This window comes from Gluconobacter kondonii, from assembly GCF_002723995.1.
In the GTDB taxonomy this organism is placed as follows: Bacteria; Pseudomonadota; Alphaproteobacteria; order Acetobacterales; family Acetobacteraceae; genus Gluconobacter; species Gluconobacter kondonii.
Genome location: NZ_BEWP01000004.1, coordinates 86320 through 102005, shown reverse-complemented (window position 1 = coordinate 102005; position 15686 = coordinate 86320). Strand labels below are relative to the sequence as shown.

The window sequence follows — 15686 nt, the reverse complement described above, 5'->3', positions numbered from 1 at the left end:
ATATTGTACTTGTGCAACAGCGCCAACGCGCAACGCCTTGTGGCGGGCTGGTAGGGCAGATTTCGCTTGAACCGTTATGATATAACATAATAAGAGGGCCGCTCTGACAATCCTTCGTCTTTGCCTGCATCCCCGTCCGGAGGTTTCATGCCGTCTTTCGTGTCTGCCCGTTCCTTTCTGCTGCTGCTGGGTTGCACTACCGCCCTTGCCGATTCCGCGTTTGCCCAGTCGGTCACGCCGTCCGCAACCTCTTCCCAGACAACTGCGGCTCCCGCCGATGCCCAGACGGACGATGAGGCTTCCGCCGCCCGTTCCAGCTTCGGCCATGCTGACGACCAGCATGGAGCGACAACGACGGAGACAAGCCGGGCAGGTGAGGATGCGGTGACGGTCAACGCCCATCTCGAACGCGCCCGCGCTGCGCTTCAGCCGTCAACGGGGGCCACGGTCTATAATTTCTCGCGTCAGGCGATCGAGACCAATCCGGGCGGCGACAATGCGCCGCTGAACGCGCTGTTGCTTCAGGCTCCGGGCGTGGCGCAGGATAGTTACGGGCAGATCCATATTCGCGGTGACCATAATGAAGTGCAGTTCCGTCTGGATGGCGTGGCGCTTCCCGAGGGCATGAGCGTGTTCGGACAGACGCTCATGACGCGTTTTGCCCACTCCATGTCCCTGACGACTGGCGCGCTTCCCAGCGAATACGGATTTCTTCAGGCCGGTGTGATCGATATCACCACCAAGAACGGCTATTCGGATGCTGGCGGCGACGTTTCGATTTATGGTGGTGCGCGCGATTACTTCTTCCCGTCCGTGCAGTTCGGTGGTCATCACGGTAAGTGGGACTGGTTTGCGACGGGTGACTTCGTGCATAACCGCGTTGGTATCGAAAACACGACGCCGAGCTTCAATGCTCTGCACGATCTGACCAACCAGTATCATTTCCTCGGTCACGGCCGTTACACGGTTGATGAGAACACCCGGATCAGCTTTACGGCCGGTGTGTCCAACGCTGAATATCAGCTTCCCAACAACCCCGGGCAGCAGCGCCAGTTCGCCAATCCGTCCTTTGCCAACAGTGACCTGTCGCAGCAGCTTTACGGGAATGGCGACAGCTCAAGCCTGAATGAGCATCAGAAGGAAATCACGGATTTCGGCATCCTGTCCCTGCAAAAGGACATGGGCAAGCTGAGCTTCCAGACTTCCGCCGTGATGCGCTACAGTTCCCTGCGCTATTCGCCCGATCCGCTGGGCGATCTGGTTTATAACGGCATTGCACAGCGTGCAGCCCGTTCGGTCTTTTCGACGGGAACGCAGTCGGATGCCACATGGCAGGCCGCGAAGGATCATACCGTCCGCTTCGGCTACCAGATCTATGTGGAGCGAAACGTTTCCAAATCGGATTCAACCGTCTATCCGCAGACGGGCGAAGACGCCGACGGAGGAGCGATTTATTCCGACAATCCCCTCACCATTCATGACGGCACGGGCCGTACGGGCTGGATGTACGGGCTCTATGCGCAGGACGAATGGCGTCCGCTCAAGAACCTGACAGTCAATTACGGTCTGCGTTTTGATGGCGTGGATGAATACACGCACGCCAAGCAGGTCAGCCCGCGTCTGAACATTGTTTACAAGCCCTGGCATGGCGGCACGTTCCATGCGGGATATTCCCGTTACTTCACGCCGCCGCCGTTCGAACTGGTGGGTGGTACGTCGCTTAACAAGTTCGCCAATACGTCTGCGGCTCCAGGAACGTTCCTGAACAGTAACGTCAAGGCCGAACGTGACCATTATTTCGATGCGGGTTTCGCACAGACCATTCTGCCGGGTTGGCATGCTTCTTTTGATGCGTATGTGAAGCTGGCCAAGAACATGATCGATGAAGGCCAGTTCGGCTCTCCGGTCATCCTGTCGGCGTTCAACTATCGTCGTGGTCAGGTTCATGGTTATGAATTCGCCACGGATTATACCCGCGGCGCATTCAGCGTTTACGGCAATTTCTCCTGGTCCCGCGCGATCGGAAAGGACATCACGACCGCCCAGTGGAACTTCGATCCGGACGATCTGGCCTATACCAGCAAGCGCTGGATCCATCTGGATCATGATCAGCGCTGGACTGCTTCGGCGGGTGGAAGCTATTCCTTCTTCCACAGGACCGGTCATCCGCTGCGTTTGTCGGCTACGATGGTCTATGGCAGCGGTCTGCGAGCGGATGGTGCGACACCCAACGGTGCTTCGGTTCCGCAATATGCCACATTCAACCTGTCGCTGGTCCAGTCCTTTAAGGATCTGTTTCAGGTTCCGTTCCTCAAGCGGACGCAGCTTCGTCTGGATGTGACCAATCTGTTTGACCGGACCTATCTGCTGCGTGACGGCAGCGGCATCGGCGTCGGGGCACCGCAATATGGTCTGCGCCGCACGATCCTGACCGGTATTGATCAGCGTTTCTGAGTAACACGATCTGACGGGCTGAAACTCCCGTCAGATGTCTCCGGTACAAGCCCCTTTACAGAAGCGCCTTGTACCGGATTTTTTCCAGCGCGGCCGGAATGTCCATCACAGGCACCGCTTCGCACAGAAAATCTCCCTGCACGAAATCACATTCCATTTCCAGAAGCGCGCGGACCTGCGAGGCGCTCCTGATTCCTTCGGCGACCACTTTACGTCCGAGGCTGTGGACGATGTCGATCACACCCCTGATAATTGCCGCGTCGGTTCCGTGACGCTCCAGTCCGGCTACAAACGCGCGGTTGATTTTGACGTAGTCGAATGTGATGGTTTTGAGGTGGGTCAGGGATGCAAACCCCGTGCCGAAATCGTCCAGTGAAATCTGAACGCCCTTGCGATGCAGGGTATCGAGTTCGCGTTCAACCTGCTGATGGTGCGGCCGGGAAAAGACGTTTTCGGTGATTTCGAGGGCCAGAGAAGTGAGCGGAACATTCATGCCCTCTGCGAGGCTGTCGAGCTTTCGGAAAAAGTCGGTATTCTCGAAATCGCAGGACGTGATGTTGATGGCGATGCGTTCAAAACGGACGTTCTGTTCACGAAGTTTGCTCATATCTTCCATGACTTTGTGTGTCATGAAAGTATTCAGAGTCATGGTCAGACTGTGATCTTCAAAAACCTCCGGGAAATACTGCGGAGAGAGAACTTTATGTTGTGGGTGGTCCCAGTGCAGCAGAGCTTCGAATGAAATGCGTCCGGGGACACTCAGGGAAAAAATGGGCTGATAGAAGACCTTTATGCTCTGGTCGCGCAGTCCGGTCTGGACACGACGACGCAAACGCGCCGCGAGGTCCAGTTTCTCTTCCATGGCGGGGTGGTATTCCCGGACACGGTTCCGACCACCGGTTTTGGCTGCATAAAGGGCCAGATCGGCGCATTTCAGAAGGACTTTCTCCCGAGCGCCGGAAAGGGGGACGCAGACATAACCGATACTGACAGTACAGGCATGTGTCACGGTTCTGTGACGGAGGCTGAACCGCATCTGCTTCAGGATGTTCAAAAGAACTGTTTCAAACAGGCTTGGTGTTTCGCCTGTCATAAGAACCGCAAATTCGTCTCCTCCAATGCGGGCGATGAAACAGTTTTCATTCTCGAAGGCTTGAAGTTTTTCGGCAATCTTACGCAGCAGACGATCACCTGAATCATGGCCTGAGGTATCGTTGATCGTTTTGAAGGTGTCCACGTCGAGCAGAGCCAGACAGATATGGCTTGCCGTGCTCGCGCGCAGTGTCCTGCGGAGGATATGTGAGAAATGGAGTCGGTTTGAAATTTTGGTAAGAAAGTCTGTATTGACGACTTTCTGAAGTTTTTGTCGGCTTGATTTCAGGTGATTTTCGGCTTGTTTCCGGGCTGTTATGTCGAACCGAATAGCCACGTAGCTCGTGACTTTTCCAGTTTCTGAAACATGGGGTACAATTGTGGTGTCGACCCAGTAAAGGCTGCCGTCCTGACGACGATTGCAGATCTCGCCATGCCAGACATTACCTGAGGCGATTGTACGGTACATCTGGCGGAAGAATTTCTTGTCGTGCTGCTTTGATCGCAGCATGCGGTGGTCGTTTCCGATCAGCTCTTGACGAGTGTAGCCACTGATTTCCTCGAAGCGGCTGTTGACTGAAAGAATGCGGCCACGTGTATCGGTAATGGCAACAATTGCGGAGCAGTCCAGAGCGTGAAGGACAAAGTCATCACGGGCTCCTTGAGGCCAGTTCTGGACAGAATTCAGGCTTTTCCTGAAATCATCCTTTTGCTTTTCCATCACCTGGATTGACTCTCTCGATAGGAGAACTGACTACTATCCTACAATAATTAAACGTTCGTTAAAAGGCTGTCTGAGTCTTTTGTATCAATCTTCTCCAAACATGTTGTCTGATATTTTTGTGGGTAGTGTCAGTTTTTATTTAACCTATTCTGAGGGGAATATTTTTCATCATTTCTGTGAGGAAATTTGGTCTTTCATAGTGCCTCTGACACAGGGTTGAGAACCCGCTTTTCTGTTTTTATATGTGTCCGCAGAGGCGTTTATTTTGATTGAAACGCCTCTATCGGAATGTTTTTTCCCACTAAAAATTTCTGTGGGTTCAGAGTTCCGCCCACTGTCGTAGAAGATTGTGATAGGTCGAGGTCAGGCCAAGGACGGCGGGGTGGCTGTCGGGCAGGGTCTTGCGGGTCTCGATGATGGAGCAGTCGAAGTCGTAGAGCAGTCTGCGCTTTGTGTCGTCACGTACCATGGACTGGGACCAGAAGAACGAGGCCCAGCGACTGCCGCTGGTGATGCGGTTGACACTGTGCAGGCTGGTCGAGGGATAGAGCACCATATCCCCGGCAGGAAGTTTCACACTCTGGGTGCCGTAAGTGTCCTGTATGACGAGCTCGCCGCCTTCATACTCGTCCGGGCCGGTAAGGAAGAGCGTGGAGGACACGTCGGTCCGGATGCGCATGCCCGTGCCGGGAACAGGGCGGATGGCATTGTCCACATGGGCATCGAAATGCATGCCGGTGTCATAGCGGTTGAAAAGCGGCGGGTAGACGCGCAACGGCAGGGCTGCACTGTTGAAGGTCGGGTTACGGCCCAAAGCGCGCAGGATGATTTCCCCAAGTTCGCGGCATTCCGCAGAGTCCTGCGGGATCTGGAGGTTCAGTTTGGCCTGTGCGGACTGTTCTCCAGCGGTGATGCGACCATCTGTCCATTCGGCCGCTTCCAGTCTCTCGCGGAAATGGCGGATCTGTTCAGTAGTAAGGACGTTCGGAATATGGATCAGCATAAGTGTCGGGCCTTAAATGAGAATAACTCTTAGCTTGAAGTCATAAGGTCGTTTGGGAAGGGGAGCAATTGGTGCGGGGGCCGTGTGCCGCATCCGGGACGGAAGGAAAGAGTCGCATTTCCGTCCGTTGACACGTCTGGCGGGGCGAGGGATGAGACCGGAATGGCATTTCATTCCCTTTGCGTTGCGCAGTGTACGGGGGCGTCGCGCAGGCTGTTGGCCAGCGTTGCGCTTCTGGCTGCGGTCTGCGTCGCGGGCGCAGATTGCGGCCGTGCCGAAGGGAGTATGGCCGCACCCCTTTCGATGCATGATGCGATTGCTGCGGCCTGGAAAAACGATCCCGTCCGGATCGAGCTTGAGACCAATCAGGAGTCCGCGGATGCGCGGGCGAAGGCGGCGCAGTCCTGGTTTGCGGGCGGCCCGACGCTGAGCGGTGAATATTATGATGACCGTATCAGCGGGGACAATCACGGCTACATCACCTGGCAGGGGGGGGTCTCGGTGCCGCTCTGGCTGCCGGGTCAGGGTACGGCGACCGAGAATGTTGCGAAGGCCGAAGCCAAAACTGCGACCGTTCGTCTGGATGTGGAGCGCATGTCTGTTGCGGTACGGGTCGTGGATGCGACCGGGGCTGCGATCATGGCGATGCGTCGCCAGACCGCCGCACTCGCAACGGTGTCTGCCTTGCGCCGGATTGAAGCCGATGTGCAGCGGGCCGAGCGTTCGGGCGAAACCGCAATGTCCGACCAGCAGGCCGTAGAAGCACAGCTTGCTCAGGCCCGGACTGAAGCCGACATGGCCGCTGAGGAAATCGAAACTACCACGAGCCAGTTGCGAACCCTGACCGGTCTGCCGGGGGTGCCGGACATTACTCAGGCGGATGAGCACTGGTTGGCACTGACGCGGGCCAACGATGGGCGGTGGATCGAGGATATTGACCCACGGGTGCGGGCGACGCATCAGGCCGTGATTGCAGCGCAGAACCAGATGAAGCTGGTCCGCAGGAGCTTCATGCCCAACCCCGAAGTGGGTGTCGATGCGATCGATCAAGGGCAGTATGGTAGTCCGTGGGATACGCAGGTGGGCGTTAATTTGCGGGTGCCGCTGCCGAGTGCGGTGACGAATACGCCGCAGGAATCCGCCGCCCGGGACCGCATGGCGGCTGCGACACGACAGGAGGTCGAGGCGCGCCGGGCCGTGCGGAACGAGATGGCGCAGGTCCGGGCGCGGCTCGTGGCGGCGACCGGCGCGCGCTCCAACGCCCGCATCGAAGCCAGTTCCATGTTGCACCGGGCGGAAGGGATGGAGCGCTCCTGGCGGGTCGGTGAGACGCCGCTCATTGAAGCGCTTCGCGCCCGGACGGATGCATATCGCGCGCTTCTGGATCTGAACCGTGCAGAAATAGCCTGGCATGCGGCTGTCATCCGGATGGGCATAGCGACGGGGACCATTCCATGAGCCGCTTTTCACGTTTTCTGTTTGTCGGGGTGGCTGCATGTGCTGTGGGTTGCGCACATGCGGCTGAAACACCGGGCTGGATGCAGCCCCTGACACTGGGAACGCAGGCGCGGGATGCGGAGCACCTGCGGACCGCGACCGTCCGGCAGGGAACCTTGCATGACACGGTCTCGGCGCTGGCTCAGGTGAGCGCGGATCTGTCACGGACGGTCGTGATCCGTTCGAGCGGAGACGGCAAGGTCACGGCGGTTCGGGTGACACCGGGGCAGACCGTGGAGCCGGGGCAGGCACTGATTGATTACACCGACCATTCGCTGCATGTGCTGCATCTTCAGATGGAGCAGGATCAGGCGGCTCTGGCTTCGGCGAAAGCGACGCTGGGGGAGGCCGAACTGGCCTACCGGCGGGGGCAGTCGCTTGTGGGCAGTACGGTGTCGGTCGGGGAAGTGCGGCGGCGTCAGGCGGCGGTACAGCAGGCCCGCAGCATGGTTGTGGCGCGGGAAGCGGATATCGGGCTGATCGAGCACAGGCTGACGGAAGAGTTCACTTCCGTGACGGAAAAGATCGTGCAGGACGAAGCCTCCACGCTTATTTCGCCGGTGCGGGGTGTGGTGCAGTCCATCCAGACCTCCGTAGCGTCGGATGTGACGCCGGGGCAGGCCGTGGCGACGGTTGTAGATCTGTCGGGCGTGTGGATCGTCGCGGATCTGCGGCCCGATGAAGTGTCCCGACTGGGCGTGGGAAGCGTCGTGACGGTCCGGCCTTCAGGAAATGCGCGGGCCGAGCCGTTCCGTGCGAAGATTACGACGATTGATGGCGTTGCAGACCCGGTGACGGGGCTGGTCAAGGTCGTCTGTGTCGTGGACCGGCCTGTGGCGTTCCTGAGACCGGGCGTCATGCTGGATGCGACCCTTGAAACCAGCAAGGCTGTTGAGGGCATGATCGTCCCGGCCGATGCAGTGCAGACGATCGAGGGGCATGACCTTGTCTATGTCCAGACGTCGGAAGGTCAGTATGCGCCGCGCGAGGTCCGGGTCAGGCTGGTTACCGATGAAAGCGCCGTCGTGCAGGGCCCTCTGAAAGTGGGGGACACCGTGGTGACGGAAGGCAGTTTTGCCCTGAAATCCATGTCGCTCGTCAGCGGGCTGGATACGGACTGAGCGGGTTTCATGCTGTGTTTTTTCCAGTCCAACCGTTTTGTCTTGCTGGGGCTGCTCGTCGCGCTGATGATCGGCGGGATCATGACCGTGCCGGGACTGCCGGTCGAGCCGGTACCGGATATTTCGCCCAAACAGGTCATGGTCTCCGTTACGGCGCCGGGGCTGGCGACGGAAGAAGTCGAAAAACTTATCACCTTCCCCGTCGAGGCCAGCCTGACCGGAATTCCGGGCGTGACGGATCTGCGGTCCGTGTCGCGGACGGGTGTGTCGGCGGTCTATCTCCAGTTCGATGATGCTACGGATATTGATCTGGACCGGGCGCGGGTGTCGGAACGGCTACAGGCGGCGCGGGACAGCATCACGCTACCGGGTGTGAGTGTGTCGATGGGACCACTTGCGACGGGCATGGGCGAGATCATGCAGCTCCAAATCCGGGGCGGTGGCCTGTCGCTGATGGAACTGAATCGGCTCATGACCTGGACGGTCGTGCCGCAGCTTCGGCTGGTGCCGGGTGTGGTTGATGTCAACGTCAATGGCGGGGCGGTCGAGACATATCAGGTGGCGGTCGATCCGGCGCGGATGCGGGCGTTTGGCGTATCGATTGGCGACATCGTTCAGGCCGTGGACACAAATAATGCCTCGTCGGGTGGGGGCTGGATCGCACATCATGCCGAACAGAATGTCGTGGTCGGGCGTGCGCTCGTGGGCAGTCTGGCTGATTTCGGCGCCATCCCCGTGAAGTTCGGCACGAATGGGCATGTGATCCGGCTGCGCGACATGGGCGTTGTGTCCGCAGGGCCCCGCACGCGGCTTGGGGCCGTGACGCGGGACGGGCAGGGCGAGGCGGTCATTGGCGTTGTGATGATGCAGACCGGCGCAAGTTCGAATGCGACGCTGGATGCGATCCGGCATGTCCTGCCGACGATCCGTCAGTCCCTGCCGCCGGGTGTCACGCTGGAGCCGTTTTACAGCCGGGCGGATCTGACGGGGCAGACCATCCACACGGTCAAAGAAAACCTGCTGATCGGTGCGGTTCTGGTACTAGTCGTGCTGGTGGTCGTTCTGGGCGACTGGCGGGCGGCGCTGGTGATCGTGTCCGTCATTCCGGCGTCGCTGGTCGCGGCGATGGCGGGGATGCGGCTGTTTGGCGTGTCGGCCAATCTGCTGAGTCTGGGTGCGATTGATTTCGGGATGATCGTGGACAGTTCGCTCGTCGTGGTGGAACACATCATGGTCGAGCGCGGTGAGAACCGGGAAGGGAAGCCCTTTGCCGCGCTGACTGCGGATGCGGCGCGCGCCGTGGTGCGACCGGTGAGTTTTGCGATTTTCGTCATCATCATGGTCTATCTGCCGGTGCTCACGCTTCAGGGCATCGAGGGCAAGATGTTCCGGCCGATGGCGCAGACGGTCATTATGGCCCTGTTGGCGTCGCTGGTTTACTGCTTCGTCTGCGTGCCGGTTCTTGCGGCAATGCTGATGCGCAAGGTTCAGGCGGACCGGGAAACCGTGTTCGTCCGGACCGTGCGTCGGTATTACGAACCCGCTCTGCGCTGGACCGAGCATCATAGTGGGCGGCTGCTGATCGTCACGGGTGTGGCATTTATCACGGCGGTATTGATCGGCGGACGGCTGGGGGGCGAATTCGTGCCGCAGCTTGAAGAAGGCTCGCTGGTCGTGACCTCGACGCGCCTGCCGGGGGCTTCGCTGGAGACGGTGCTGGCCAGCGTGACGGCGGAGGAAAAGATCCTGCGCTCCTTCCCCGAAGTTCGGACGGTTGTGAGCAGCACGGGAACGGCGGCAATCCCGACCGATCCGATGGGGACGAACGAGACCGATACGTTCGTTTTCCTGCGTCCCCATGACGAATGGAAAACGGCGTCTACACAGACGGAACTGGTCACGAAAATCAATGACGCCCTGCAGAAAACCCTGCCGGATGCGGCATATTCGTGGTCGCAGCCGATTCAGATGCGGATGGACGACCTGCTCGCCGGGGTCAGGACACAGCTTGCGATTTCGATCTATGGTGATGACCTGTCAGAGCTGAACCGGATTGCCGGACAGGTTGTCACGACGCTGCAAACCGTGCGGGGCGCGGCGGATGTGGCGTTGCAGGGAAGCGGGACCGTGCCGTTTCTGCATATCGACGTGAACCGCGATGCGGCAGCACGGCTCGGGGTCGCTGTGCCGGATATTCTGGCGGTGGTGGAGGCCGTGGGCGGTCATGTGGGCAAGCCTGTGACGGTGCAAGGCGCGATCATTCCGACGCAGGTGCGTCTGCGGGCGGATGCGGTTAGTTCGCCGGACAGGATCGGGCATCTACAGGTGCGCCGGGCGGATGGAAAAGGCTGGGTTCTGCTGTCACAGGTCGCGGACATTGTGCTGTCGGATGGTGTGCCGCGCATTGATCGGGACAATATCCATCGCCGGGTGATCGTGCAGGCCAATATCCGCGGGCGGGACGTCAGTTCGTTCGTGGCGGCCGCGCAGAAAGCGGTGGCGCAGACTGTGAAGCTGCCACAGGGCTACCGGATGGTCTGGGCCGGGCAGTTCCGCAATCTGCAATCGGCGTTGCACCGTCTGTTCATTGTTGTGCCGATCGCGCTGGCGCTGATTTTCCTGCTGCTCGTGGCGGCTCTGGGATCGTTCGGCGCGGCGTCGCTCGTGTTTGCCAACCTGCCGATGGCGGCGACGGGCGGCATTTTCATGCTGGCGCTGCGTGGGCTGCCTTTCAGTATTGCGGCAGGGATCGGGTTCATCGCACTGTTCGGTGTGGCGATCCTGAACGGTGTGGTGCTGGTCAGCCAGATCCGCGTGTTCCGGGAACAGGGGCTGGCAGCGGCGGATGCGGCGTTTCAGGCGGCCCGGAGCCGGTTGCGGCCTGTTCTGGCGACGGCATCCGTAGCCAGTCTGGGCTTTTTCCCGATGGCGTTTTCAGGCGGGTCGGGCGCGGAAGTGGAACGGCCTCTGGCGTCTGTCGTAATCGGAGGGCTGATATCCTCCACGCTCCTGACGCTGTTTGTCCTGCCGACGCTTTATGCCCGTTTCTTTGGCCGCGACGATCAGGAAGCACCGGAGCAGACCTAAATCTGTCCGGTGCAGGGGGCTCTTACTGGAAGGGCAGGTAGCGGAAGTCGAAGAAGATCTGGCTCATGCTGGTATGCGGATCGCCACCGATGCCGGACCAGATCTGACGTCGGGAATAGGCAAGCTGTGTGCCCGCCTCGACAGTTCCGAACTTGCCCTTGAAGAAGCGCCACCAGCCGCCAATTGTGACTTCGGACACGCCGCGCGTGTTGGCCGTGCAGGACAGGGTGGAGAGTTCCTGAAGACAGCCAGCGTTGGAGTAGGCGGGGTTACCGTAGCCGTAAGACCCGCCGTTTTCGTTGAAATAGGAATGGCCGACGCGCTGAGTGCCGAAGTATCCGTACACATCAATGCGCGGATTGGGGTGCGCGATGATGCCCGCCTGCGCCTGAACGCCGAAGAGTGGATCAGGGCTGCCATTGGCCTTGAGCGTGGCGTCGGGGAGCATAACAGAGCCGTAGCGGTTGATGCCCCAGCCCGCAAGGCCAGCCATACGCAGTTCTAGTTTGCCGGGGATGAGGGGCAGGATCATGGAACCACCAGCACCTCCGCCGACAGCGGTGTTGTTATGGCCGGTATGGCCCATGGTTACGCGGTCATGGGGGAAGTGCAGGATGCCTTCCATTTCGTAGTGGCCCCAAACGGGATCGTAAGCGACCTTGCCAATGACATCCGGGGCGATTTCGTTGGAAAAATTGGTCGTATCATTGGTCAGACCGACGCCGTTCTCGCCGATCGTGATGGTCGAGCCATTGGGCATCGCGACAGCGCCGTTCGTGTTTGAAAAGCCTGTCGTATCATACAGCGTAGCGGGGTTTTCGATGGAAAGGCCGGTCCAGAGGCGGTGATGGAAGAAATCCTTCACGATGCGGACCTGCCATTGCCGGGACCATGTCTAGCCTGCGAGCATGGACGCCTCAATGGTTTCCGGAAGACTTTCCTGCCGCGCGACGATGCCCGCACGGCCCGGCGTCAGGAGGCTCCAGGCCTGACCGCCGAGAAAATGCCAGCCTTCCGTGTTGTTGTCATAGGCGAGATAGGCCTGACGCAGCCGGAAGGAATAGCTGTTGCTTTCGTAAGGATCGGTCGTGACCGCACCTGCGCCGAAATCGGATTCAAAGAAGCCGGAAATTGTTGATTCCGAATCAATATTGCCGCGTGCCAGCAGTGACAGGCGGCTGTAACGCGCGCCGCCCGTGAAATTGTTGGTGTGATAGCGCGGCTCGTTCGGATACGGCATGTCCTGCCAGTAATTGAACGTGTCCGAGGCGATATGGCGGTTTTCGAGTACGGCGGCGGTATCGACGAAGCCACCCAGGATGAGCGTGACGGGACCGAGATGGAAAACCCCGTGATCGCCAATCGCACCTGCGGCCTGTGCGCCAAGCGTTTCACGCGGATGGGGCCCAACGTCGTTTTATGCGAAATGAACCAGAACGTCTTCGGCGCGATGGCCCACGACGGCGAGTTCCGATCCCTTGTCGGTGTCGATCAGGTCGCGTCCGGTTGGTGAGAGAGACACCCTATCGCGTCGTGTGTGAGCACCATGCAGCGGTGCCGAAGCAGACGTTGTTGTCATTCCACGCTCAGCACTGATGGTTTCAGGGGATTCAGTCGTTTTGTTTCCGTGACGACGGATGGATGCGGTGGTTATGTTTTCGGAATGGTTTTCCTGTGTAGCGATCTGTTCGGCATGAGGAGAGTTCGCGTGGATCGGGGATGTGCCTGAGGCGTGGTGTCGGGCGATTTCTGCTTTCAGGATGGCCATGTCGTGATTGATGGCGCGCTGCTCTTCCTGCACATGAGCCTGAGCGGCCTGAAGGCGGCTCATTTCCTGTTCCATTTTTGAAACGATATCGTCGTCGGCCCGCGCCTGTGTGCTCAGTGCGAGTGCGCCTAGAGCCGTTCCAAGAAACAGGGATGTGCGTCCCGAATAACGCAGGGACCGCAGCATGTGAAAGGTGAGCAGAATCAAGTAATCCCCCGTGTCAAAAGATGTCACGAACATGTGCATGAACACGGGCCCGATAGCTCTTAAAAATATTTTCAGAGGAATGGTAGAAGCCCGGAAACCGCAGAGATGCGCGGAAAAATGACAATATTTTCGGAGGGAGTCTGAAAATATCACGGAATCGTGAAGTCTTTTTTAAAGGTGGGAATGTTGATCCGAGTTGAGGGAAGAAAAAATCAGGATGAATTTCGATAAAATTCGTCTAAAAATCTACGGAAATAAGCTGATTAATATTATTAATGCATTGTGTTATTTGGAATTTATGTTTCATATTTCTGGATTTTCCTTATAGTTTATTTTTTCATGATTTCTGTTTGAAGATTCTGTTCCTATAATAAAAAGTATCAACCTTTCGCATCTTCACCGTGACGTATGGGTCGGGCATGCTGGGAGACTGGATGTGGGCGTGTGTCCACTCTTTTGGAAAATGGAATGCGATGATGAAAGTTGCTCTGGGACAGTTTGCAGTTGCGCCGGACTGGGAAACCAACCAGCGGCAATGTCTGGATCTGATCGCGCAGGCAAAGGCGGGCGGCGCTGAACTGCTGCTTCTGCCCGAAGGTATTCTGGCGCAGGACATCAACAATCCTGAGCTTCTGCCCCAGACGGCACAGCCGCTGGACGGACCGTTCATGGAAGGACTGCGCGCCGCCAGTCACGGGATTGCCATAGCGGGATGTGTGAATGTGCCGGACGGGCACGGACGCTTCTACAACACGCAGTTTGTTTTGCGTGACGGGGCGTTCATCGCGCAGTATCGCAAGCTGCATCTTTATGATGCGTTCAGCATGAAGGAATCCCAGCGGACATCGCCGGGTCTGGAGCTGCCGCCGGTGGTGCAGATCGGTGACATGAAGGTCGGTCTGATGACCTGCTATGATGTGCGCTTCCCGGAACTGGCGCGCCATCTCGCTCTGGCCGGGGCCGAGGCCATATTGTTGCCCGCGGCTTGGGTCAGAGGCCCGATGAAGGAACGGCACTGGGAAATCATGGCCGTGGCGCGGGCTCTGGAGAACACCTGTTATGTCGTGGCGGTTGGGGAATGCGGTGCGCGCAATTGCGGCGCCAGCATGGTGGTCGATCCGCTGGGCGTGATTGCGCTCGCGCTGGGTGAATCGCCCGCTCTGGGTTTTGCTACACTGGATCGCGAGCGGGTTGCTCATGCGCGGCGCGTACTCCCTGTTTTGGAAAACCGCCGCTTCGCTGACCCGGTTCTGGCTGACCGCTAAGGTGTTTTTCTGGTTTCTGTCGGGGGGAAACCTCCGATAATCGTCTCGGGGAAAGTCTAAAAAATTTCACATCTGACGGCCCATCTTTCGCCATATCGAGGGATCAGCGTTCTGTAGGGTATCGACTCCCGTTATCGCCCCGTTTCGCGAGGATGCCATGCGATCAGTCAGCGCAATCAACAGGTTTGGGTGGGGCCAGCGGGATGGCTCCAGTTCTGGTCTGTCCGTTCAGGACTGGCTGGCGGGTCAGTTGACCGGGCCGGACAGGGCCGTTTTTGCGGGTGTGGGGTCGTGTGCGGACGGGCTGGTGGCGCTGCGGGAACAGCGGAAGGCCAAGATGCAGGGCGATCCGCTGGTCAAACCGATCTTTCAGGCTGAAGTCGCAACGCAGATGGACACGCTGCTGCTGACGGAGCAGCCGTTCCGGGAGCGGCTCGTCTGGTTCTGGTTCAATCATTTCACGGTCAGTCTGCGGCAGGGCAGTACGCGCGCCGTTGTGGGCGCCTATATGCGCGAGGCGATCCGCCCGCATGTGACGGGGCGGTTTTCGGACATGCTGCTGGCGGTCATGCGGCATCCGGCGATGTTGATGTATCTGGACAACGCGTCCTCCATCGGGCCGGACAGCGTGGCGGGGCGCAGGAGCCATCGCGGACTGAATGAAAATCTGGCCCGCGAATGTCTGGAGTTGCATACCGTCTCGCCTGCGTCCGGGTACAGTCAGGCGGATGTGACGTCTTTTGCCGCGATCCTGACGGGATGGGGCGTGGATCTGAAAGCTGACGAACCGGGGTTTGTGTTCCGCGAAAAGGCGCATGAGCCGGGTGTGAAAACGCTCATGGGACAGGCTTTCCCCGAAGGCGAGGACGGCGGCGTGCAGGCGTTGCAGTTTCTGGGCACGCATCCGGCGACGTACCGTCATATTGCGACGCAGATGGTCCGGCATTTCGTTTCGGATACGCCAGCGCCGGCCTCCGTGCGGCATGTCGAGGGTGTTTTGCAGGCCAGTGGCGGGGATCTGCGGGCCGCGTCTCTGGCGCTGGGGGCATTGCCGGAACCGGCTTTGGGCGGGGGCAAATTCCGTTCCCCCATGGATTATGTCACGGCGGTTTTGCGGGCGTTGTCCGTAGGGGGGGCGCCCAGCCAGCCGGGCGATCCGCATTCTCCGGCGCATCAGTTGGTCTCGGGTTTTGCGTCGCTTGGGCAGCCTCTGTGGACCGCACCGCTGCCCAACGGGTGGAGCGACGATGCGGCGGACTGGTCCGCGCCTGCGGACATGCTGGCACGGACGGACTGGGCTTGGCGCGTGGCGGCGCATGTCCGGACCGGCGATCCGATGGATGTTGCCGATACTGCTCTTGGTCCGGCCCTGCGACCGCAGACCCGCACGGCCATGCATCATGCCGGGTCGCGTCAGGATGCGCTGGCCCTGCTGTTTTCCTCCCCTGAATTTCAGAGGCGCTGAGCC

General features: G+C 59.2%; 8 protein-coding genes and 1 pseudogene. 6 read left to right on the top strand and 3 right to left on the bottom strand.

Annotated features, from left to right (window positions below):
* Window positions 1-147: 147 nt before the first annotated feature.
* A complete protein-coding gene (locus GKO01_RS05855) occupies window positions 148-2454 on the top strand; it encodes a TonB-dependent receptor (RefSeq protein WP_099286211.1) in 2307 nt (768 codons plus the stop codon).
* Between the two features lie 55 nt (window positions 2455-2509).
* On the opposite strand, the gene GKO01_RS05850 is transcribed toward GKO01_RS05855, so the two are convergent.
* Together GKO01_RS05850 and GKO01_RS05845 are read right to left on the bottom strand one after the other, a co-directional pair.
* Window positions 2510-4267 carry a putative bifunctional diguanylate cyclase/phosphodiesterase gene (locus GKO01_RS05850; RefSeq protein ID WP_099286210.1) on the bottom strand — a complete coding sequence of 586 codons (1758 nt, stop codon included), beginning with the start codon at window positions 4265-4267 and terminating at the stop codon, window positions 2510-2512.
* A gap of 322 nt (window positions 4268-4589) precedes the next feature.
* Entirely contained in the window at window positions 4590-5273 is a 684-nt protein-coding gene (locus tag GKO01_RS05845) for a Fe2+-dependent dioxygenase (protein ID WP_099286209.1), read from the bottom strand.
* 285 nt (window positions 5274-5558) lie between these two features.
* On the opposite strand from GKO01_RS05845, the gene GKO01_RS05840 reads away from it, so the two are divergent.
* The 3 genes from GKO01_RS05840 to GKO01_RS05830 are packed head-to-tail and all read left to right on the top strand — an operon-like array spanning window position 5559 to window position 10978.
* On the top strand, window positions 5559-6731 hold the full coding sequence (locus GKO01_RS05840) for a TolC family protein (RefSeq protein WP_174694258.1): 1173 nt from the start codon (window positions 5559-5561) through the stop codon (window positions 6729-6731).
* Window positions 6728-7891: an efflux RND transporter periplasmic adaptor subunit gene (locus GKO01_RS05835; protein ID WP_099286208.1), complete on the top strand. Its 1164-nt coding sequence runs from the start codon at window positions 6728-6730 to the stop codon at window positions 7889-7891. Before GKO01_RS05840 ends, GKO01_RS05835 begins: the two co-directional genes overlap by 4 nt.
* 9 nt (window positions 7892-7900) lie before the next feature.
* Window positions 7901-10978 (top strand): efflux RND transporter permease subunit, encoded by a 3078-nt coding sequence (locus GKO01_RS05830; protein ID WP_099286207.1) that lies wholly within the window; start codon window positions 7901-7903, stop codon window positions 10976-10978.
* Between the two features lie 22 nt (window positions 10979-11000).
* Here GKO01_RS05830 and GKO01_RS05825 read toward each other — a convergent pair.
* Window positions 11001-12953 (bottom strand): annotated as a pseudogene (locus GKO01_RS05825) (hypothetical protein).
* A gap of 473 nt (window positions 12954-13426) precedes the next feature.
* Here GKO01_RS05825 and GKO01_RS05820 point away from each other — a divergent pair.
* Window positions 13427-14218: a deaminated glutathione amidase gene (locus GKO01_RS05820; protein WP_099286206.1), complete on the top strand. Its 792-nt coding sequence runs from the start codon at window positions 13427-13429 to the stop codon at window positions 14216-14218.
* A 157-nt stretch (window positions 14219-14375) separates the two neighbouring features.
* Window positions 14376-15683 (top strand): DUF1800 domain-containing protein, encoded by a 1308-nt coding sequence (locus GKO01_RS05815; RefSeq protein ID WP_099286205.1) that lies wholly within the window; start codon window positions 14376-14378, stop codon window positions 15681-15683.
* The last annotated feature ends 3 nt before the right edge of the window (window positions 15684-15686 follow it).